Genomic DNA, 19,629 nt, shown 5'->3' on the forward strand with positions numbered 1-19,629 from the left:
AGCCAAGTTGTGTAAAGCTGATGATTCAGTGATACCTACTGATTAATGCAATAAGAAGAAAGTTCAAGTCGTTAAAACTATGGGATTTAAACTAAAAATCTTTATTAAAAGATTTAATAAATTAGAAGGTAAAGCATGGCTTAACTATAAATTAATTTTAGATATATTTGTTATAAATTACACAATTGTATTTTTTTTTCTCGGCTTGTATTTAATATTATTAGATCGGTTCTGGTTAAACTTATTAGGTACAATACTCATCACTCATACAAGCATTTGGGCTGCATTGCTAACCCATGAGTTCATGCATGACACAATATTTCAAAAACCTAAAATCAATTATATCTTTGGTGTCTTAATGACAATAATTAGTGGAGCTTGCTATGTTCCCTATATGCTTCTCAAATATCAGCATCTTGAACATCATCGTCACAAAGTAGGATATGATGGTTTCTCCATTACTAATTGGGTCTTAAGTCGGCCATACATTTTACAACTAATACTTATAACACTAGAATTGTTTTATATTCCTATTCTGAGTTTGATTTCAAGATGGAGAAGTTTACTTTTACCGATGATTCGTTCACAATATAAAAATATGCGTTGGCGAATTATCGTTGTTTTTATTCTGCGCTCAATGTTTTTTGCCACTTTATACTTCATTCATTCTTGGAGCATATTATATATATTTTTAGCACACATACTCATGCTCAATATTTTAAGAGTATATGATTGTTATCACCATACATTTGCTATCATTCCTTTAGGAAGTTCAACAACAAAGCTAAATAAAGATTATGAACAAAAGAATACTTACTCTTCGTTAATTAGCCGTAAATATTACTGGCTTAATTGGATATTTATTAACTATGGGTATCATAATGCCCACCACTATAAACCCCATGTACACTGGTATGATCTACCGAAAATTGATGCAAATCTTTATCCAGATACAGCAACACATTGCATATGTTTTCCTGACTTAATCCTTTGGTATCACCGGAATAGAATTAAAAGAATTTATAATGGCTTAGGTATGCCAATCGTTGAACAAGATAAAATAAAAATAGATGAATTTTGGGGAATAATTATGAATATATCATTCATTGTTTATGATATACAATGAATTTTTAATTTTAATTAATCCTCCTTTATATATCATAAGTATCAGAAGAAAATGGAAGAAATTTTCGTATTAAGAAGCACAGAAAAAAATGAAGACAACCCAGGATTTTTCTTTGAGGAATTGTCAAAAAACCAGGGAATAAAAAGCAAAATTTCTATGTTTATAGCTACCATTCAACCTGGAGAGCATGTTCCCCCACACTATCATCCAGATGGCTCGGAAGCAATGATTTATAATCTTAGTGGCTCAGTGGAAGTTAAATATGGGCAGGATTTAAAAAAATCCGTGATTGTTCACACCGGAGATTTTATATATATTCCAGGTAATGTATTGCATCAAGTCATTAATTTGAGTGCAACTGAGCCAGTAAAATCAATTATTGCTTGTAATTTTGATGTGATTCAAGAGATAGATTATTGCTTGTAATTTTGATGTGATTCAAGAGAGCGGTATATACGAGTAGTAGGTACTCACTATTTCTAGTCAACACTAGGGCGTGTTTTCACAAGTCGGTAGAGAAGCGATCACTACCGCATCGAGAGAGAACAGGTGCGATCGCCGTGCCTGGTCAAACTAACTAGACAATCTTTACTGCGAGAAGACTGATACATTCTTCATGCATAGATGAGAGGGAGAAAAGGGGTTGCACTCGGCAACCCCTTTTCTTCCTTAAAATGATTATCATTTTTGAGAAATCCTATCTCTTGTTTTTCTTGGAATAATTTATTCTTTGGAAGTCCCAGACGCGATTCATCGCGTCTTTACCCAAGGATGTGTTGCAATCGTTAATTTAATTGCTACAAGTATGTCTTTCAATATAGTCATATATGAATATCCTTTACTGCTCTAATCTCAGCAATTAGATGGGTGAAAATAGAATTGGTNNNATGTTTTAATATGATTAAATAACTTGCAATAAAACCNNNGCCTATAATCAATAAATCGCCGTGTATTTTTTGCAAGTTAATAATNTTTACNNNAGTAGTAATTTCAAACAATGGAAAATACATTAGTTGATAAAACCTTCCGTGACAGCAGTGGCAAAATTGTTTTAGCTCAAATGCCAAACCCACCACTTATTCTTTGGATAGTAGCTAGTTTACTCACTCTGGTTTTTACAAGTGGTAAAATAAATACAGTATTAGACTTTCTGGCAAATGGCGCATTGTTTACTTGGGCGTGGATGGAGCTATTTCAAGGCGTTAATTATTTTCGCAGAGGGCTAGGTCTTGCCGTATTGATTGCTATGATTGTATATAAAATTCAGTAACCAAACGTAATCAAGTAACAAATAATACTAATAATATAGGAGTTCTAAACTCCCTTTTTTTGTCCAAAGTTCCAAATGTGAATAAAGTCATACTGAAATTATGACTTTATTACCCTGTGTTTTATTATTCAGCAATTTAAACTGAGAGCAATACAGCAAATCAATTAACTCGTGCAACAAACAAAACTTACTGTAAAGTTAACAGGTAAGAATATCTGTTCACAAATTATTGATAAATGCTGTATAAAACTCAAGCAAATTAATTGATGGAGATTTGAATATGAAACGTATTTTATTAGGTACATTACTTGCTCTCCCATTTGCAATTTCCTCTTTGCCGTCACAAGCATCAGCAGCAGAAATCATTGTCAGACCCAATGTTCACAGAGCTGCTATTGTGCGTAAACCTGTTGTTGCCCGATATCAACGGAAGCTAATTCCTGCACATTGGGAAACAGTACGACGCGGTAACAGGTGGGTCAAAGTTAGAGTTCCTGCTCGTTATGTAAATGTCAGAGTTTAATATCTAAATAGAGGCTAACAACTTTAGTTGTTAGCCTCTATTAGTTAAAATTTTGTTACTGAATAAGACTTAGAAGTAAATACAAGTAGCTAACATAAGTCAATTTAATCAACATGAATATATCTCAAAATTCTCATTTTTTTAAAAAGTTTTTGATATTTATACTAGGAATTAGTTTCGTAACGGCCTGCGATTCCATTCATGCTGACGAAAAAAATATAACTAAAGAAAAAATCTTGATTGGTGATAATTATGGAGAATTATACGATCAAGGAAATTTACGTACTTACTATTTTTACACTCCAAAATCTTATAATCTAGACCGTCCGATACCATTAGTTTTAGTGTTTCATGGAGATGATGGTAATGGTCGGTCTATCAGTGACGTGACTCACTTCAATAAATTAGCAGAGCAAAAAGGATTTATTGTTGCTTATCCAGATGGAATTGACCAAAAATGGAGTCTTAGAGGTAACGCTCAAGGAAAGGTAGATGATGTTTTATTTGTCAGTGCTTTGATTAATCATCTTCAGCAGCAACTTAATATTGATAGTCATAAAGTTTATGCCACTGGTTTTTCTAGAGGTGGCATACTTACCCAAGCACTAGCTTGTAAGTTACCTGATAAAATTGCTGGTTTTGCATCAGTAGCGGGTTCGCTCCCAGCTAGACTAAAACCTAGTTGCCAACCTCAAACTCCCATATCGATGTTAACGATCAACGGTACAAACGATCGCGATGTACTTTATGAAGGTGATGACCACACTCAACGAGGAGCGCTGGTTTCGATCTCAGACATGGTAGAGTTTTGGCGATCGCACGATCGATGTACCTTATCAAATGCATCTCCAAATTTTTCTGAAGATAAAGTGAAAACCGCTATCTACACAGGTTGCAGTGGCAATTCCGAAGTCTGGCAGCTAGCGGTAGTCAACGGTGGACATTTCTGGCCTGGTGGTTCTTCAACTGACGAGAACCTAAACAAATTCAATGCGAAGTTGGGGCTGAACGCCAGTGAAACAATTTGGAACTTTTTTCAGCGTCACAGTCTATGAGTAGCTAATTTTTTAAACACCATTTTGCTTAAACCATGCCAAAAGGCGTTTCCAACCATCTTGAGCTTCTTTCTCACGGTAGGAGGGGCGATAATCGGCAAAAAATGCGTGGGGTGCGTTGGGATAGACGATAATTTCAGATTTGCTACTGCTGGACTTTAAGCGATCGCGCATCTGCTCTACTGTATCAAGAGTAATACCTGTATCCTTGCCACCATAGAGTCCGAGAATCGGGACTGTCAGTTTTGATGCAATATCGATGGGATACTTGGGCTGAAGTTCGGTAGCATCGCCCACAAGTCGCCCATACCAAGCTATACCAGCCTTCACTTGGGGATTATGTGCAGCATATAACCAAGTAATACGACCGCCCCAACAGAAGCCTGTAATTCCCAACTTCTCACCATTACCCTTAGCTGACTTCTTTGCCCACTCAACTGTGGAATCAAGATCGGATAACACCTGGGCATCTGGTACTTTGGCGACAATTGGACGAATTTCGTCTATATTGCTTAACTTCGAGACATCGCCTTGACGCACAAATAATTCGGGTGCGATCGCTAAATATCCCAACCGAGCAAAGCGACGAGTGATATCCTGGATATGCTCGTGTACGCCAAAAATTTCCTGGATTACCAGAACAATTGGGAAATTGTCACCGATAGCTGGTGCTGCTCTATAGGCAGGAATTTCGCCATCTTTGACAGGAATTTTCACTGTACCAGCTACTAACCCCTTGGCATCAGTAGTGATGACTCCGGCAGAAATGGGTTGTACTGCAAGGGCAAAACCTGTCGCCACTGTCGCTGTTGCCATAAATTTGCGGCGCGTTATTTCTTTCATCATCTCTACGTTAAATTACTAAGTTCCCTTATATTTAGGTTACTGTATGGTCAAATGCGCGGAGGGGTAGGTGTACAAATTTCACACCCGAAAAAAAGTACTTCTATCTCAACACCAGCAAGCGTTTCACCCCACTAATTGTCCAAATTCATCCGCGCAATCTCTGAAATGCTTACAATAATTGAGTTTCAGCCTTCAACCTTTCCCGACACTCTTCCCAAAGAAATTCTCTAATGCTATGATTGCTCTAGAATCGCGCAACCGCACCTTGAAAACTAAATATAGCTTGGCTTTCAGGCTCCCGCTATTGCAATTAATCAAAATCCCTATTAGGGATTGAAACAAGCCATCTTTACCTATGCAATCGTGGACAAAGCTACATTGCAATTAATCAAAATCCCTATTAGGGATTGAAACCTCGAAGATTGATTTCAACTATCAAGAAAAACTAAGATTGCAATTAATCAAAATCCCTATTAGGGATTGAAACCTCGAAGATTGATTTCAACTATCAAGAAAAACTATTGCAATTAATCAAAATCCCTATTAGGGATTGAAACTAGGCATGATTTTTATTGCTCCTTACTAACGAAATTGCAATTAATCAAAATCCCTATTAGGGATTGAAACCGATTTCTTATCCACCTCAAACCCTTCAAGGCATTGCAATTAATCAAAATCCCTATTAGGGATTGAAACCGCTCAGTGCGAGATTGAGAAAATCCATAAAAATTGCAATTAATCAAAATCCCTATTAGGGATTGAAACGGGAAGAACAAGCCTACGAACAGAGTTTAAGGATGCATTGCAATTAATCAAAATCCCTATTAGGGATTGAAACATACATCGTTTATCGAGCTTACAAGTTTTAGCAAAATTGCAATTAATCAAAATCCCTATTAGGGATTGAAACATTCCAAATTACAACTTACGCTAACAAAGAACTTGATTGCAATTAATCAAAATCCCTATTAGGGATTGAAACACCAAATAAGTAACCGTAACCACCTTTATCAGCAATTGCAATTAATCAAAATCCCTATTAGGGATTGAAACTACTGAGCATAGATTTGCGCCAGCAGCGTTTAGCATTATTGCAATTAATCAAAATCCCTATTAGGGATTGAAACGCCGCCGCCAGAGTGTCTTAAAATCCTGGTTATCTGGCTTATTACAATTTCTCAAAATCTCTATTAGAGATTGAAATCTAGTAATGGGTGGAAAAGAATCATAATGATGACAAAATTGTAATTCATCAAAATTACTATTAAGAATTAAAATATTTTTTTTACCGCCTACCCGCTTTCCAATCTTCTCCACCGGATAACTGAGTTAAATTTTCAGCCAAAACTGCGGGTAACTCCTTAGCTGAATGGGAATAAGTTAGCGTCAAAAACTTCAACGCAGTCTGAATAATTTGTTTTCTATCTACTATTTCAGACAGTTGAAATTGATTATATACTCCATTCATTACTTCATCACTCGCATCAGCGATCGCATCTTCAATCACTTCCTCTTCTATTAAACTCTCCCACTCACCTAAATTAATATAGTAAGATTTTTTATTATCTTTGATATTAAGACTTCTAATTTCTCTGATTGAATTACGAATAGAATTTGCCCATGAACCAGTTAATCGTTGTTCTACTTGGTTCTTAATCAAATGAATCAGCAGAATCCTTAAATAAGCTTGGATATTCCGCAGAATAGCTTGTTTACTCATGCCTTCTAATTCATCTACAATTGCTAAGGCATCTGCATAACGTCCTTCCAAAATACTCTTTTTGAGGTCTATTAGTTCCTGCGTCATTTTTTCTCCGCCTACCTGCTTAAGTACTATATGAAAACAACCTATACTTTATTAATAGCAGAGTCTCTTAGCTGCCATTAATAAAGTAGTATAGCCAGTCTTAGCTAACAACTCAGCTAAATCAGTTTTCAACAATTCCCAAGCTGTTTCCGTCTCAAACAACAACAAAAACACTGATATCCCAGGCCAAAATATCGGATTTGTCGGAGCATGAAAATCCACCAACGTAAACACTCCTCCTGGTTTCAGTACCCGATAAACTTCATTAATAATTTTTCGTAATTGCTGAGGCTGCATCTCGTGTAATGCAACGCTGATATGCACCACATCAAACAGATTGTCTGCAAATGGCATCTCCTCGGCAAAAGCTTCTATGTATGAAGCTTCCGGTACATTTAGCCGCGCCCGTTGTAAAGACTTAGGTGAAGCATCCAAACCTGTTACGTTTTGTGAAGTTTTTACTAAAAACTCCGTCGTTTGACCACTACCACAACATAAATCTAAAACCTGAGAATCTGAGTGAATTGTTAAGCCTTGCAAAGCAAGTTGCCTAAAACGCGCCTCACCACCTACACTTAAGGCTGCTAAACGAGAGATACCATCATATAACCACTGATAACGGTAACTCCAATCTCTTAAAATTGTTGCCATTGCATATTTCCTTGCTATTAAGCTTTATATTTAATAAAGATATATTGTTAACATTAGTAAAAAACCTGAAAAGATTGGGGGAAAGTAACTGCTATGGGTCGTGTAGGCGTCTTATTACTCAATCTCGGTGGCCCTGATAAGCTAGAAGATGTTGGACCGTTTTTGTACAATCTATTTTCCGATCCGGAAATTATTCGCCTACCATTTCGCTGGTTGCAAAAGCCCCTAGCCTGGTTTATTGCCACGCGGCGAACCAGAACATCTCAAGAAAATTATAAGCAAATCGGTGGTGGTTCCCCATTGCGGCGGATTACAGAAGCCCAAGGGGAAGCTTTAAAAGAACAGTTAGGTTTTTTGGGGCAAGAAGTTAATATTTACGTGGGAATGCGTTACTGGCATCCCTATACAGAAGAGGCGATCGCACAGATTACCCAAGATAAGGTAGAACACCTGGTAATATTACCATTATATCCCCAGTTTTCTATCAGTACCAGTGGTTCCAGCTTCCGGCTTTTAGATAAGCTTTGGCAAGAAGATCCAAAACTTCAACCGATTGATTACACCGTCATTCCTTCTTGGTATAAACAACCAGGCTATCTTCAAGCAATGGCGCAACTCATAGCCCAGGAACTTGAGCAATTCCCCAACCCGGATGATGTTCATATATTCTTCAGCGCTCACGGCGTTCCGAAAAGCTACGTAGAAGAAGCAGGCGACCCTTACCAGGTAGAAATTGAAGAATGTACTGCGTTAATTATGCAGACTCTTAATCGACCCAATGCCCACACCTTAGCTTACCAAAGTCGTGTCGGCCCAGTAGAATGGCTGCAACCCTATACTGAAGATGCCCTCAAAGAACTAGGCGCAGAAGGCGTGAAAGATTTGGTTGTCGTGCCAATCAGTTTTGTCTCAGAGCATATCGAGACACTACAAGAAATTGATATTGAGTATCGAGAAGTAGCCGAAGAAGCAGGAATTCACAACTTCCGTCGCGTACCAGCTCCCAATACCCATCCAGTATTTATTAATGCACTAGCCCAATTAGTAATTGATGCGCTGAGAAACCCCAGTTTCAAGCTTTCGCAAGCTGCCCAAATGAAAAAAATGGTAAAGATGTACCCTCAAGAGCGTTGGGAATGGGGTCTGACGACTAGTGCTGAAGTATGGAATGGTCGGATTGCGATGCTGGGTTTTATTGCCTTAATCGTAGAGCTGATTACTGGTCACGGCTTCTTGCACATGATTGGGCTTTTGCAGTAAATCACAAGAGTTAGGAGTTGGAAGTTGGGAGTTAGGAGTTAGGAGTTTTAAATTTTTCTCGCTAACTTTTCACTTTTAACTTCTATCTTCATTCCTAACTTTTCTGCCGATACCAGTTATACCACTGCTTTGCACTACGAACTGCGAACCAGAGCAGTATTAAAGCAATTACTCCTCCTTGCCAGGGAGCATCAAAGGCAAATAGTACTAGAGCAATGCACAAAGTATCTTGAAGAAAAACTGCCCACAGTGGTAAGCCACGTAATCGATAGAACCAACCAATTTGGACGAGCTGGAGTACCAAAGCTAATAAACCTCCAATTATGGCAATCAGCCAGTTTGGGGTTGCTGTTGCTGTCGCTACTCCTAATCCCATAATTGCGCCTACAAGGGGAGACATGAATAACTGAACCACTTGGAGCAATCTTTGCCCCCAGAGCTTTTTTGAAGCTAATAATTCAATTAATGACCAACTGGTGAGGCAACATAATAATATTGGTGGGGAAATGTGAGATAAAATTGGAACTTGTGACCACAAGTTGCTACCCTGCAATAATCCAATAATCAGCAAAGGTATGCCTATTCTCATTCCTGCTGCCGCAGAGGCAGAAAGTGTGGCTAGGATTTCAATCATCAAAGCACTCGTAATATTAATAAATAAGTAAGTATTTGTTATGTATACTACCCAGTGCTAGCAATAATTCGAGCATTAAACAGATTGCAATATTAAATTTTGTTGGTATCTTTATACAGCAGAATTCAGAATTCAGGAGCGATGCCCTGAGCCTACCGTACCCCTCCGGGGAAGCAAGCTACACGGAGCGTCTGTCTACGACACGCCGTGCGAACGTAGAGAAGGGTTAGAATGGGCTGCGCTAAGACCTGACTTTGAGACTTAGCTTGCGTACCTCACTAACTTGAAATCCGCTGTATATCTTTTTTGAGCATATCTGCGTATTTTTGGGTAACAGGTTTGTAGTAAGGGAACTCCAAGAAATAAATGATCCAATCTTGTGGGGTGGGCATCTTGCCCGCCATACAAACTGGGCGCTCATGTTGCCCACCCCACAATCAATAATTGAATATTTTTTTATTTGGAAGTCCCTAAGCGCTTAAACGCTTACTACAAGCAAATTAATTCTAAATACCTAATCGTTGGTAAACTTCTTCTAAATGCCGCAGATGTTGCTGGGGGTCGAAACAAACCTCTAGTTCTGCTGGAGACAACTTTTGGGTGACACGCGGATCTTTGCTAATTAAGTCTTGGAAGTTGCCTTCTGGCTGATTCCAAGCAGCGTGAGCGCTTTCTTGAACGATCGCATAAGCCTCTTCTCGGCTGCTTCCCTTGTCTATCAAAGCCAGTAACACTTTTTGGCTGAACACAACGCCGCCGTAACAGTTGAGATTGCGTTTCATGTTCTCAGGATAAACCAACAGGTTTTTGACCAAATCGGTTATTTCTGACAACATAAAATGCGTCAAAGTACAAGCATCTGGCAAAATTACCCGTTCTACAGAACTGTGAGAAATGTCTCGCTCATGCCATAAAGCCACGTTTTCTAAAGCTGCACCTAGATGACTTCTAACGAGTCGTGCCATCCCCGTCAGTCGTTCCGAACGGATGGGGTTGCGCTTGTGTGGCATGGCTGAGGAGCCTTTTTGACCTTTGGCGAAGAATTCTTCAACTTCTAAAACGTCTGTTTTTTGGAGATTGCGAATTTCTACAGCAAAGCGATCGATGGTTGCAGCTACCAAAGCTAATTGTTGCACGTAGTCGGCGTGGCGATCGCGGGAAATAACTTGGGTTGAGGCCGTATCGGGTTCGAGTCCGAGTTTTTGACAAGCGATCGCTTCTACACGGGGTTCAATATTGGCATAGGTTCCCACCGCACCGGAAATTTTACCCACAGCGATCGTTTTGCGGAGTATTCTTAGGCGTTCTTGGTGTCGCAACACTTCTGCTAACCAACCAGCTAGTTTAAAACCAAAAGTAATCGGTTCAGCATGAATACCGTGCGATCGGCCAGCCATCACTGTATGACGATGTTCCCGTGCTTTTTGGCGAATTACCTGAATCAAATCTTCCAAACGTTGCAATAACAGATCCAGGCTGGCAACTAATTGTAGTGCCAAAGCCGTATCCAAAACATCCGAACTAGTTAAACCCAGGTGAATGTAGCGTCCGGCATCACCAACATATTCATTGACATTTGTCAAGAAAGCAATGACATCGTGGCGGACTACAGCCTCAATTTCTAACACCCGCTTTGGATCAAAATCTGCCTTGGCTTTAATTTCCTCAACCGCTTCAGATGGAATGTAACCAAGTTCAGCTTGAGCCTCACAAACAGCAATTTCCACTTGCAGCCAAGTTTTTAGTTTATAAGCTTCACTCCACAGATTAGCCATTTCGGGCAAAGTATAACGCTCAATCACAGTTCGGCACAGAATACAACCGTCATATTTTACAGTCTAATTAATGTAGATCGCTTTTTAACGCTACTTTTTGCTCAGGGACGGAACTAGTTTTTGAATCGGACATGATAATACTGATCCTGCCGTCAGCCTCTATATACGCGAACTTCACGTCAGCTAAAAATTCTACACCTTGCTGACGTAACTTGCTCATCAATTCATCATCTGTAATTAACTCTCGTTGCAGATGGCGCTCAATCATCCGCCCATTTTTTACCAATAGCAGCAGTGGTGGATTCAGGAAACGTTGGAACTGGGGAAGTTTGTAACCCAACCAGTTCAGCAAGTAACTCCAAAAAATCACTCAACTGTGGCAAGAATAACTAATTGGCTGGACTGGATATTAAATACTTCCATATCTATCAGATTTACAAATATAAATCTCCAGTAATCAAGGATTAAAATCGCTGATTTTTTCTTCTCTGCTTTAAGCGTTTGGGCTTTCTAAAATACTGAAAGAAGCGATTAATAAAGCGAGAAGATGGCTTTTTATTTTTATTAGTTGATGCTTGTTCTCTTGGAGCCTTGCCATTATAGTTTGTGTTATCAGATACATGTACAGCATTTTTAGTTGGAACTATGCCGCTTCCATGCCTTCGGGAATAAACTTGAGTAAATTCTGCACCGAAGAAAAGAATCTGTGCGGCATAGTTAACCCAAGCTAAAACTACCACCAGTGAACCAGCAGCACCATAAGTCGAGCCAAAGCTGCCATTACCCAAATATTGTCCTAATAAAAATTTCCCAATAGAGAATAAAACTGAAGTGAGAGCCGCTCCAACTAAAACATCACTCCATGCAATTTTGACATCTGGTAAAACTTTAAAAATTAGTCCGAACAGTACTGTTGTGATTGCAAAAGAGATGATTAAATTAGCAATCTGCCAGATGAAATCGAAACCTGGCAATAAGTTGCTAAAGTATGTAACTAATGTTGCTAATATCGTACTAATTACTAGAGAAACTAAAAGTAAAAAGCCAATTCCGATCACCATTGCAAAGGACAAAACCCGGAGACGAATTATGTTATTTATGCCACGTCCAGGTTTGGGTTTAACTTCCCAAATCGTGTTCATGGCATCTTGCAACTCAGTAAATAAGCCTGTAGCACCCAATAACAGAACTAGGACACTAATAATCGAAGCGATCGCTCCTGTTTTTGGTTGGTTAGCATTTTTGATGGCTGTTTCGAGAAACTTTGCGCCATCTACCCCGACTAAACCTTGAATTTGCCCGACAATTTGACCTCTTGCCGCTTCCTCTCCAAATACTGCACCTGCGATCGCAATTACAATAATTAGCAATGGTGCAATGGAAAAAATCGTGTAATAAGCTAACGCCGCTGCTAACCGTGAGGCTTTATCGTCACTCCATTCTTTGAATGTCTCTTGTAATAACTTCCAAATTTCTTGCAAATTCATCCAATCAGTCTCCTTCTAGGGGATGTTGCTTAGTCCCTGATATATTGGATACTGATTTACTGAGTTGTGACATCCTCCCAAGGGTATTGGTGAAACGTTCTTGGGGAGGAATTTAGAATTTTATAGTCACATGACAACGCGATGTCTACGGCGGGCGTAGCTGCGGCGCTAATTGGCGATAATAAAGATGCGCTGATGTTGATCCTATAGCAAAGTAATTTTTACCTAGAAGCAATGATATCATGTCCGCTTGATTGCTTATTAAACCCGAAGAACCCCACCCCGCCCTGTGCTTTGTCTCCCCTCCCCACAGGCGGGGAGGGGTTGGGGGTGGGGTTATTTTATTATGGGTAATTTGGCGGACATAATATGACACAGACCGCAGCAATTACAGAAGCGATTACCACTCTAGAGGATGCAGAAAATCGATTCGGTTTTGTCCGTGTTGAAAACGAGCAATTTTTCCCAGAGTGGTATGAGGGATTGTCTGAAATTACGGAAGCGGAAAAAGCTTCTGTGGATGTCGTGCGCCGCAGGTATCTCTATCACCGTGCCGGAGGTGATTTAGTAGAAGGGACAGTCATATTGTTGTTGGTGTCACCAATACTTGCACTCTCTGGATTTTACGATCCTCCTTTCAGAATTAAGGCTGAATCATCTGTGGAACTCATACTGAATGATGGCGAGGAGATACTGCGCGGACGAATTGATGTTTTAGTGTTACAAGATCAATTGTGGGTGATGGTGTTGGAGTCGAAAAAAACCACACTCTCAGTTTGGTCGGCTGTACCGCAAGCTCTAGCTTATATGATGGCTAACCCCAATCCCAATAAACCTGTGTTTGGGATGGTGACGAATGGAGACGATATTTTATTTGTCAAAGTGACGCAAACAAATACACCACAGTACGATTTGTCAAGAGTTTTTGCTCCATTTGCATCGGCGAGAGAACTGTACGCCGTTTTGCAAATTCTCAAGCGTATTGGTCAGTTAATTTCTCCTGCGTCTTAGAGGTTGTTTGAAAATGTCAAGGTGGTAAGCTGTTCCACATTTAAATTGCATAAGCTGGGCGGGCAGGATGCCCACCCCACAAGAGTTATATTTAATTCGATTATGCAAATTAGATGTTTTTTAGCTTATTCCGAGTTCAGAGGCTCAACTTTCGAGTAAAAAGACTCAACTTCCGAGTTCAAAGGCTCAACTTCCGAGTTCAATAAAGCAGGTACGCTACGAATTCACTGAACCCTTCTGCCTAGTTTGGGAAGTCAGAGACCTTAGTAGCGCTAAAGTTGTAATCAACTCCTTGAGTAGCTGGATTACCTCTTGAGAACTCCCAAATGCTTAATTGTCCCCCGATCGCCAAACCGTTAGTTGAGAGCCATCCTGAATAAAACTGAAGTGGAACTCCATTAACTGTGACTAAAAATACTATACGGCGTGAGGAACTATTATAGAACCCCTGCAAGGGGAATCCATTGACAGTGCCGGAGATAGTACCGTTTGCAGATTGTGTAATGTTAAGACTAGAATTACCCTCGTTTAGTATTGCACTCCACTGACCTGTAATGTTGCTTGGGTTAGCAGATTGTGAAAGGGCTACACCCGGCGATAACATCGTCATACCACCTAGCATTATGCCTGCTGCCAAACCTGCTGGCGTTGTAAGATTCGCTGACATCAACTTTAACTCCTGTATTTTATTTTCAGTTGGACTAGTCTTGCACAATGAACCCACAAACTTATTCAGGGATTTAGGTCAGTAAATATACTGTTTATCTGTATTCTACCGTTTGTCTTTAATCCAACTGTTTCTCTTTAGATTTTTTTTATAAATAGCCTCTAAGCCGAAACCAAATCATTAGGAACCGCTCGTCGAATAACTTGAAATCGTTCACGAAGTTGTTCCTCGACAGTGACAATTGTAATTGCTACTTCGCTAGCGTCAATAATGTTTAGGCGACGAGCAATTTCTAAATTTCCTCTATCGAAAAGAGCGAATCTTTTTTCAGCGTGGAAGACACACATCACAAACTTTTCAAGCATAATTCGTGATGTGTTTATGAGGAGTTCGTGAGAGTTTCTGAAGCGCCTGCTCTGTTCTCGATTGAATATCTTAACAATCAAGAGCAGAGCATACGCGTTTACGCTTTTAACAAATAGATCAAGTTGAGCTTGGGGATGCCTACTTAGATGTAATGGCTAAACCAATGAAGTTACCTTTAGGTACATCGGCAATTTTAGTTGCAGTGCCAGTAGATAGGTTAATAGTGTAAAGACCTGAACCAGACAGTGCATAGCCAGTATTTTTGCCTTGTGCATTTGTAAAGATGTCGAACCCGCTTATCGGTGCAAAGTTAACACCAAGCTTGCCAATCGTTCTGAGAGTGCCATCATTAGGTGGGTTTTGCAGTACTAACACGTCAAGATCGTAATCAATGCCAAAAAGTTGAGTTGATGTGGCTCCAGCAACCGAATTTATGTAAGCAACAGCGGTAATGTTGGGGTCAGCTGTGGCGTTGACATCATCAGTAGCATAAGCTAGGAGTTTATCGACAGTGACTGCACCAGTATCTACATTAGTACGGAAATTTTGGTCATTGCTACCTACTATCCGTAAGCGGTCTGGTACAGGATTAAAGTCAAACCCTGACTGAAATCCTCCATTAAAGCTGCTAGATAGTTTGCTCACAAAGGTAGCCTGACCAGTTCTAGAGTTGATCGTGTATATGTTGTCAGTATCTGTGACACCATAAAGCAGACCGTTTGCTGGACGGAAGTCAATACCTTGTAAGTTGCCGTCAATTCCTTTAACTTTTATTGCTTTGGCAAACCCACTCGGATCTATATTTACAAGAGTATTGTTTGAGGTCAAGCCAATGAATCTTAAAGCAGACCATTTGCCTGTAACATTAATTTGAAGGATATCAGCTAATTTAGTGATCCCAACGTCAGCTGAAATTTTGTTAGCAGTCAAGCCAAGACTTGCAGTGACTACAGTAACGACAAGGGCAATTTTTCGTGTGATCAAAGCTTTCATCCTACACTCCAAGATAAAATTTTCTGATTTTGATTCAGCAACGACCTATCCTTTACTAAAAGGATTAATGGTTAAAGCTTACTGATGACTACAGATTACACTGGAATCATTTTTGACAGGTTAAGACAAAATTAATTCTGTCAATACTAGTTATGCCTAACCCGTCAAGAATACACTTAAATAAGAGTTTACTTAATGTTTTAGAGAAAAGATCCTACTTTTCCTACTTAACCCACTTTCAAGTATTAGGTTCAACACGATACTGTGGAAGTTCCAAAGTAGATGCGATCGCACGACCCTATTCTCTAGTTTCCAGCCAAATATTGACTTTTAAATTAGCCTTGTTGTTCTAGCTGCTGGGAACAGGAACTATCTGAGCGATAATAACAAGATTGCTACTGCATCCTATCTATCGTGCGATATTGAATCGCTTCCGCTACATGATTGGTTTTTAACTCATCTTCTCCTGCTAAATCTGCAATAGTTCGTGCTACTTTGAGAATGCGATCGCTTGCTCTTGCCGATAAGCCTAATTTTCTAATTGCTGCTTCTAATAAATTGCGGCTAAGATCATCTAACTTGCACCATTTCTGAAGATGACTACTTTGCAAATGGGCATTGCAACGCAGATTTCCTTCTCCTTGGAAACGGGTAATTGCGCGATCGCTTGCTTGTTGGACTCGTTCGCGTACTGATATTGATGTTTCTCCCGTCGGTTGTTGGGTAATTTCTTCTGGTTTCAATCGATTCACCGCAACTTGTAAATCAATTCGATCCATCAATGGCCCAGAAAGTTTTGCCCAATATTGCTCGCGTTGGCGGGGAGAACAAGTACATTGTTGAATAGTATCGCCATAGTAACCACAAGGACAAGGATTCGTACTTGCAACTAAAGTAAACTGCGCGGGAAACATTACCGATAGTTTGGTGCGGGAAATTGTGACGTAGCCATCTTCTAAAGGTTGGCGCAGAAATTCTAAAACATCTCGTTTAAATTCTGTCAGCTCATCCAAGAAAAGCACACCTCTGTGAGATAATGATATTTCTCCAGGACGAGGGAAGCTACCACCACCCACAAGAGAAGGCCCGGATGCCGAGTGGTGTGGACTGCGAAAAGGGCGATCGCGTACTAATGAACCACGATTTTTCAATAAACCAGCTACCGAATGAATCCGAGTCACTTCTAAAGATTCGGCAAAACTCAACGGCGGTAAAATTCCTGGTAAGCGGCGTGCCAGCATGGTTTTCCCACTACCCGGCGGCCCGACAAAAATAAGATTATGCCCACCAGCCGCAGCAATTTCTAAAGCACGACGTGCATGAGCTTGTCCTTTGACATCATGCAAATCTGCACTAGGGTAGGATACTGTTGTTGTCTGTGTTGTACTATCTATCTGCACAGGTTTGTAACGCCCCGGATTATTTAAAAAATCTACCACCTCAGACAAATGCTTGCAGCCATAAACAGCTAAATCTTCAACCACTGCCGCTTCTTGAGCATTATCAGCAGGGAGAACTAAACCTGCAATTCCCATCTTTTGGGCTGCTGCTGCGATCGGTAATACACCAGCCACGGGACGTAAACTGCCATCTAAAGAGACTTCGCCCAAAAATAGATAATCCCCCAACAAATCAGCGCTAACTTGCTCAGAAGCCGCCAAAATTCCTACACTAATAGGCAAATCAAAACAGGGGCCTTCTTTGCGTAAATCTGCCGGAGTTAAATTAATGACTATTTTACGCATCGGAAAGGCAAAGCCAGTATTTTTCAAAGTTGCTTTGACTCTTTCTCTGGACTCTTGAATCGCTGAATCTGGAAGTCCCAAGACAACAATTCCCGGTAATCCCCCTGACACATCGACTTCTACGCCTACTTTGACGGCATCGATGCCCACAATTGATGCACTCCAGACTCTAGCAAGCATTGCTTATATAACAGTAAACCTTTAGAATCTCTAGCAGATGAGTTGGTAGATTGACATTAGTGAAACCACATAGACGATTTTTCGGAATTAAAGTTAGTTGTCTGTCCTATTAATTTTGAGGGGCTGCTAGATCCCCGACTTCTTAAAGAAGTCGGGGATCTGAACACCACTAACCTCTCAAAACTTTTGGGACAGACTACTAGTGGTCTGTCAAGTTTAAATTGATGGGTAAGCAAGTTATTAGTAAGGACTTTAGTCCTTATTTTCTAAGCACTAAAGTGCTTACTACAAACCCTTAAAAGTACAAATAAGTCTCTTACAGCAATTCAAGAGGTAAAATAACTATTGGAAAAATTATTAAAAATATCAAATATTATTGATAATTGCATTGAACGCATTGGTCGATTTACCAGTTGGCTAGTACTAATAATGATCGTACTTGGCGTGTGGAATGTTATCGGGCGATATCTCGGAAGAATTAGCGGTAACAACTTTACTTCCAACGCCTATATAGAATCTCAATGGTACATTTTTGATTTAGTTTTCTTATTGGGAGCAGCTTACACCCTTAAGCACAACGAACACGTGCGGGTTGATATTTTTTACAGTAATTGGCCGCCTCGGCGAAAGGCACTTGCAGACTTAGTAGGGACTATATTTTTCCTCATCCCATTTTGTATTATCACGATCGCTTTTTCTTGGGATGCGGTTGTGGCTTCATGGCTAATTAAGGAAGCCTCATCCGATCCTGGGGGATTGCCTCGTTACCCCATTAAAGCGATGATTATTGTCGGCTTTGTGCTGCTGATTTTCCAGGGAATTTCTCAGGCGATCAAAAACTTGGCAATTCTTCAAAGCAGGGAGGAAAATCATGACACTGGCTTATGAATGGTTGGGGCCAGTGATGTTTGCTGGTGCTTTGGTGTTGCTGTCGCTGGGGTATCCGGTGGCTTTTTCTTTGGGTGGTGTGGCAATTTTATTTGGAATATTGGGAATCAGCTTAGGTGTCTTTGACCCAGTGTTTCTGACTGCCATGCCACAGCGGATTTTTGGCATCATGGCAAACTATACCTTATTAGCTATCCCTTATTTCATCTTCATGGGGGCAATGCTGGAGAAATCGGGGATAGCGGAGAGACTCTTAGAAACGATGGGAATTTTGTTGGGACGCTTGCGCGGCGGACTGGCTTTAGCTGTGATTTTGGTGGGGGCGCTGTTAGCAGCAACTACTGGGGTAGTAGCGGCGACTGTGGTCGCGATGGGTTTGATTTCTCTGCCAATTATGCTCCGCTATGGTTACAGCAAAGAATTAGCTACTGGTGTGATAGCTGCATCAGGAACCTTGGGGCAAATTATCCCGCCGAGTGTAGTGTTGGTAGTGCTGGGCGACCAATTGGGTGTATCGGTGGGCGATTTGTTCATCGGTTCGGTGATTCCCGGTTTGATGATGGCTAGTGCATTTGCCCTACACGTACTGATTGTGGCATTTTTGAAGCCAGATTTAGCACCAGCTTTACCTACTGAGGTCAGAGATATTGGTGGTAAAGCTTTGGGAAGGCGGGTAATTCAAGTGATGATACCGCCTTTGATACTGATTTTGTTGGTGCTAGGGAGTATATTTTTTGGTATTGCTACGCCGACAGAAGCGGGTGCAGTGGGTTGTGGTGGTGCGATCGCACTGGCGGCTGCTAATCGTCAACTTACCTTAGAATCTCTGCGTCAAGTTTGTGATGCTACTTTGCGAATCACCAGCATGGTAGTTTTTATCTTATTTGGTTCTACAGCTTTTAGTTTAGTCTTTCGGGGATTAAATGGCGATCGCTTCATGTTTGATGTTCTCGCCAATCTTCCCGGTGGTAAAACTGGCTTTTTGATTGTCAGTATGGCGGTACTATTTATCCTCGGCTTTTTCATCGACTTTTTCGAGATTGCCTTTATTGTCGTGCCGTTGTTTGTACCAGTTGCCCAAAACTTAGGTATTGACTTGATTTGGTATGGTGTAGTTTTGGGAGCAAATTTGCAAACATCTTTCCTTACACCTCCCTTTGGCTTTGCCCTGTTTTACTTGCGTGGTGTCGCGCCGCCAGAAGTTACGACAAAGGATATCTATCGTGGTGTAATACCATTTATTTTGTTGCAACTATTGGTGGTGGTGTTAATTATTGTTTTCCCCGGAATTGTCAGTTTCTTACCTTCTTTGGGAAACTAGCGCTCTCCTAAGAATTGGTGTTTA

19 protein-coding genes, 1 pseudogene and 1 CRISPR repeat array are annotated in these 19,629 nt (G+C 40.4%); of the genes and pseudogenes, 9 read left to right on the forward strand and 11 right to left on the reverse strand.

What is annotated here, in order from left to right; genetic code table 11:
• The first annotated feature begins 79 nt into the window (after window positions 1-79).
• From QUD05_RS07185 to QUD05_RS07205, 5 genes are all read left to right on the forward strand, one after another.
• The gene (locus QUD05_RS07185) at window positions 80-1,126 is read left to right on the forward strand and encodes a fatty acid desaturase family protein (RefSeq protein WP_289795462.1); all 1,047 of its coding nucleotides are present in this window, start codon (window positions 80-82) and stop codon (window positions 1,124-1,126) included.
• A 51-nt stretch (window positions 1,127-1,177) separates the two neighbouring features.
• A complete protein-coding gene (locus QUD05_RS07190) occupies window positions 1,178-1,552 on the forward strand; it encodes a cupin domain-containing protein (RefSeq protein ID WP_289795463.1) in 375 nt (124 codons plus the stop codon).
• Between the two features lie 571 nt (window positions 1,553-2,123).
• Entirely contained in the window at window positions 2,124-2,396 is a 273-nt protein-coding gene (locus QUD05_RS07195) for a hypothetical protein (RefSeq protein WP_289795464.1), read from the forward strand.
• Between the two features lie 280 nt (window positions 2,397-2,676).
• Entirely contained in the window at window positions 2,677-2,919 is a 243-nt protein-coding gene (locus QUD05_RS07200; RefSeq protein ID WP_289795465.1) for a hypothetical protein, read from the forward strand.
• Window positions 2,920-3,155: 236 nt separating this feature from the next.
• The gene (locus QUD05_RS07205) at window positions 3,156-3,974 is read left to right on the forward strand and encodes an extracellular catalytic domain type 1 short-chain-length polyhydroxyalkanoate depolymerase (protein ID WP_289795466.1); all 819 of its coding nucleotides are present in this window, start codon (window positions 3,156-3,158) and stop codon (window positions 3,972-3,974) included.
• Window positions 3,975-3,986: 12 nt separating this feature from the next.
• Here QUD05_RS07205 and QUD05_RS07210 read toward each other — a convergent pair whose 3' ends face one another.
• From QUD05_RS07210 to QUD05_RS07220, 3 genes are all read right to left on the reverse strand, one after another.
• Window positions 3,987-4,817 carry a dienelactone hydrolase family protein gene (locus QUD05_RS07210; protein ID WP_289799908.1) on the reverse strand — a complete coding sequence of 277 codons (831 nt, stop codon included), beginning with the start codon at window positions 4,815-4,817 and terminating at the stop codon, window positions 3,987-3,989.
• Between the two features lie 306 nt (window positions 4,818-5,123).
• Window positions 5,124-6,024: direct repeats of the CRISPR family, unit length 37 nt; unit sequence ATTGCAATTAATCAAAATCCCTATTAGGGATTGAAAC.
• Window positions 6,025-6,105: 81 nt separating this feature from the next.
• Window positions 6,106-6,627: a DUF29 family protein gene (locus QUD05_RS07215; RefSeq protein ID WP_289795467.1), complete on the reverse strand. Its 522-nt coding sequence runs from the start codon at window positions 6,625-6,627 to the stop codon at window positions 6,106-6,108.
• 51 nt (window positions 6,628-6,678) lie between these two features.
• A complete protein-coding gene (locus QUD05_RS07220) occupies window positions 6,679-7,278 on the reverse strand; it encodes a class I SAM-dependent methyltransferase (RefSeq protein WP_289795468.1) in 600 nt (199 codons plus the stop codon).
• A gap of 93 nt (window positions 7,279-7,371) precedes the next feature.
• Between QUD05_RS07220 and hemH the strand changes: the two genes are divergently transcribed.
• Window positions 7,372-8,538 carry a ferrochelatase gene (gene hemH / locus QUD05_RS07225; protein WP_289795469.1) on the forward strand — a complete coding sequence of 389 codons (1,167 nt, stop codon included), beginning with the start codon at window positions 7,372-7,374 and terminating at the stop codon, window positions 8,536-8,538.
• Between the two features lie 94 nt (window positions 8,539-8,632).
• On the opposite strand, the gene QUD05_RS07230 is transcribed toward hemH, so the two are convergent.
• The 4 genes and pseudogenes from QUD05_RS07230 to QUD05_RS07245 all read right to left on the reverse strand — a co-directional run bounded on the left by QUD05_RS07230 (window position 8,633) and on the right by QUD05_RS07245 (window position 12,434).
• Complete coding sequence (locus tag QUD05_RS07230; protein WP_289795470.1) at window positions 8,633-9,172, reverse strand: DUF4126 domain-containing protein; 540 nt, start codon at window positions 9,170-9,172, stop codon at window positions 8,633-8,635.
• A 506-nt stretch (window positions 9,173-9,678) separates the two neighbouring features.
• The gene (purB, locus tag QUD05_RS07235; protein ID WP_289795471.1) at window positions 9,679-10,974 is read right to left on the reverse strand and encodes an adenylosuccinate lyase; all 1,296 of its coding nucleotides are present in this window, start codon (window positions 10,972-10,974) and stop codon (window positions 9,679-9,681) included.
• Between the two features lie 40 nt (window positions 10,975-11,014).
• A pseudogene (locus QUD05_RS07240) lies at window positions 11,015-11,317 on the reverse strand (DUF421 domain-containing protein); the annotation flags it as partial.
• A gap of 94 nt (window positions 11,318-11,411) precedes the next feature.
• Window positions 11,412-12,434, reverse strand: a complete 1,023-nt coding sequence (locus QUD05_RS07245; protein WP_289795472.1) for a YihY/virulence factor BrkB family protein — start codon at window positions 12,432-12,434, stop codon at window positions 11,412-11,414.
• Window positions 12,435-12,803: 369 nt separating this feature from the next.
• Here QUD05_RS07245 and QUD05_RS07250 point away from each other — a divergent pair, with 369 nt between their 5' ends.
• Window positions 12,804-13,445, forward strand: a complete 642-nt coding sequence (locus QUD05_RS07250; RefSeq protein ID WP_289795473.1) for a type I restriction endonuclease — start codon at window positions 12,804-12,806, stop codon at window positions 13,443-13,445.
• 241 nt (window positions 13,446-13,686) lie between these two features.
• Here the strand turns inward: QUD05_RS07250 and QUD05_RS07255 are convergent, their stop codons facing one another.
• The 4 genes from QUD05_RS07255 to QUD05_RS07270 form a co-directional block, all read right to left on the reverse strand.
• Window positions 13,687-14,112, reverse strand: coding sequence for a hypothetical protein (locus QUD05_RS07255; RefSeq protein WP_289795474.1), 426 nt, complete (start codon window positions 14,110-14,112; stop codon window positions 13,687-13,689).
• Window positions 14,113-14,273: 161 nt separating this feature from the next.
• Complete coding sequence (locus QUD05_RS07260; RefSeq protein WP_289795475.1) at window positions 14,274-14,477, reverse strand: hypothetical protein; 204 nt, start codon at window positions 14,475-14,477, stop codon at window positions 14,274-14,276.
• A gap of 139 nt (window positions 14,478-14,616) precedes the next feature.
• A complete protein-coding gene (locus tag QUD05_RS07265) occupies window positions 14,617-15,471 on the reverse strand; it encodes a DUF4394 domain-containing protein (RefSeq protein WP_289795476.1) in 855 nt (284 codons plus the stop codon).
• Between the two features lie 395 nt (window positions 15,472-15,866).
• On the reverse strand, window positions 15,867-17,396 hold the full coding sequence (locus QUD05_RS07270; protein ID WP_289795477.1) for a YifB family Mg chelatase-like AAA ATPase: 1,530 nt from the start codon (window positions 17,394-17,396) through the stop codon (window positions 15,867-15,869).
• 345 nt (window positions 17,397-17,741) lie between these two features.
• Between QUD05_RS07270 and QUD05_RS07275 the strand changes: the two genes are divergently transcribed.
• Together QUD05_RS07275 and QUD05_RS07280 are read left to right on the forward strand one after the other, a co-directional pair.
• Window positions 17,742-18,284 (forward strand): TRAP transporter small permease subunit, encoded by a 543-nt coding sequence (locus tag QUD05_RS07275; RefSeq protein WP_289795478.1) that lies wholly within the window; start codon window positions 17,742-17,744, stop codon window positions 18,282-18,284.
• A complete protein-coding gene (locus QUD05_RS07280; protein WP_289795479.1) occupies window positions 18,268-19,605 on the forward strand; it encodes a TRAP transporter large permease in 1,338 nt (445 codons plus the stop codon). The genes QUD05_RS07275 and QUD05_RS07280 overlap by 17 nt, the downstream gene beginning before the upstream one ends.
• The last annotated feature ends 24 nt before the right edge of the window (window positions 19,606-19,629 follow it).

The organism is Nostoc sp. GT001 (assembly GCF_030382115.1).
In the GTDB taxonomy this organism is placed as follows: domain Bacteria; phylum Cyanobacteriota; class Cyanobacteriia; order Cyanobacteriales; family Nostocaceae; genus Nostoc.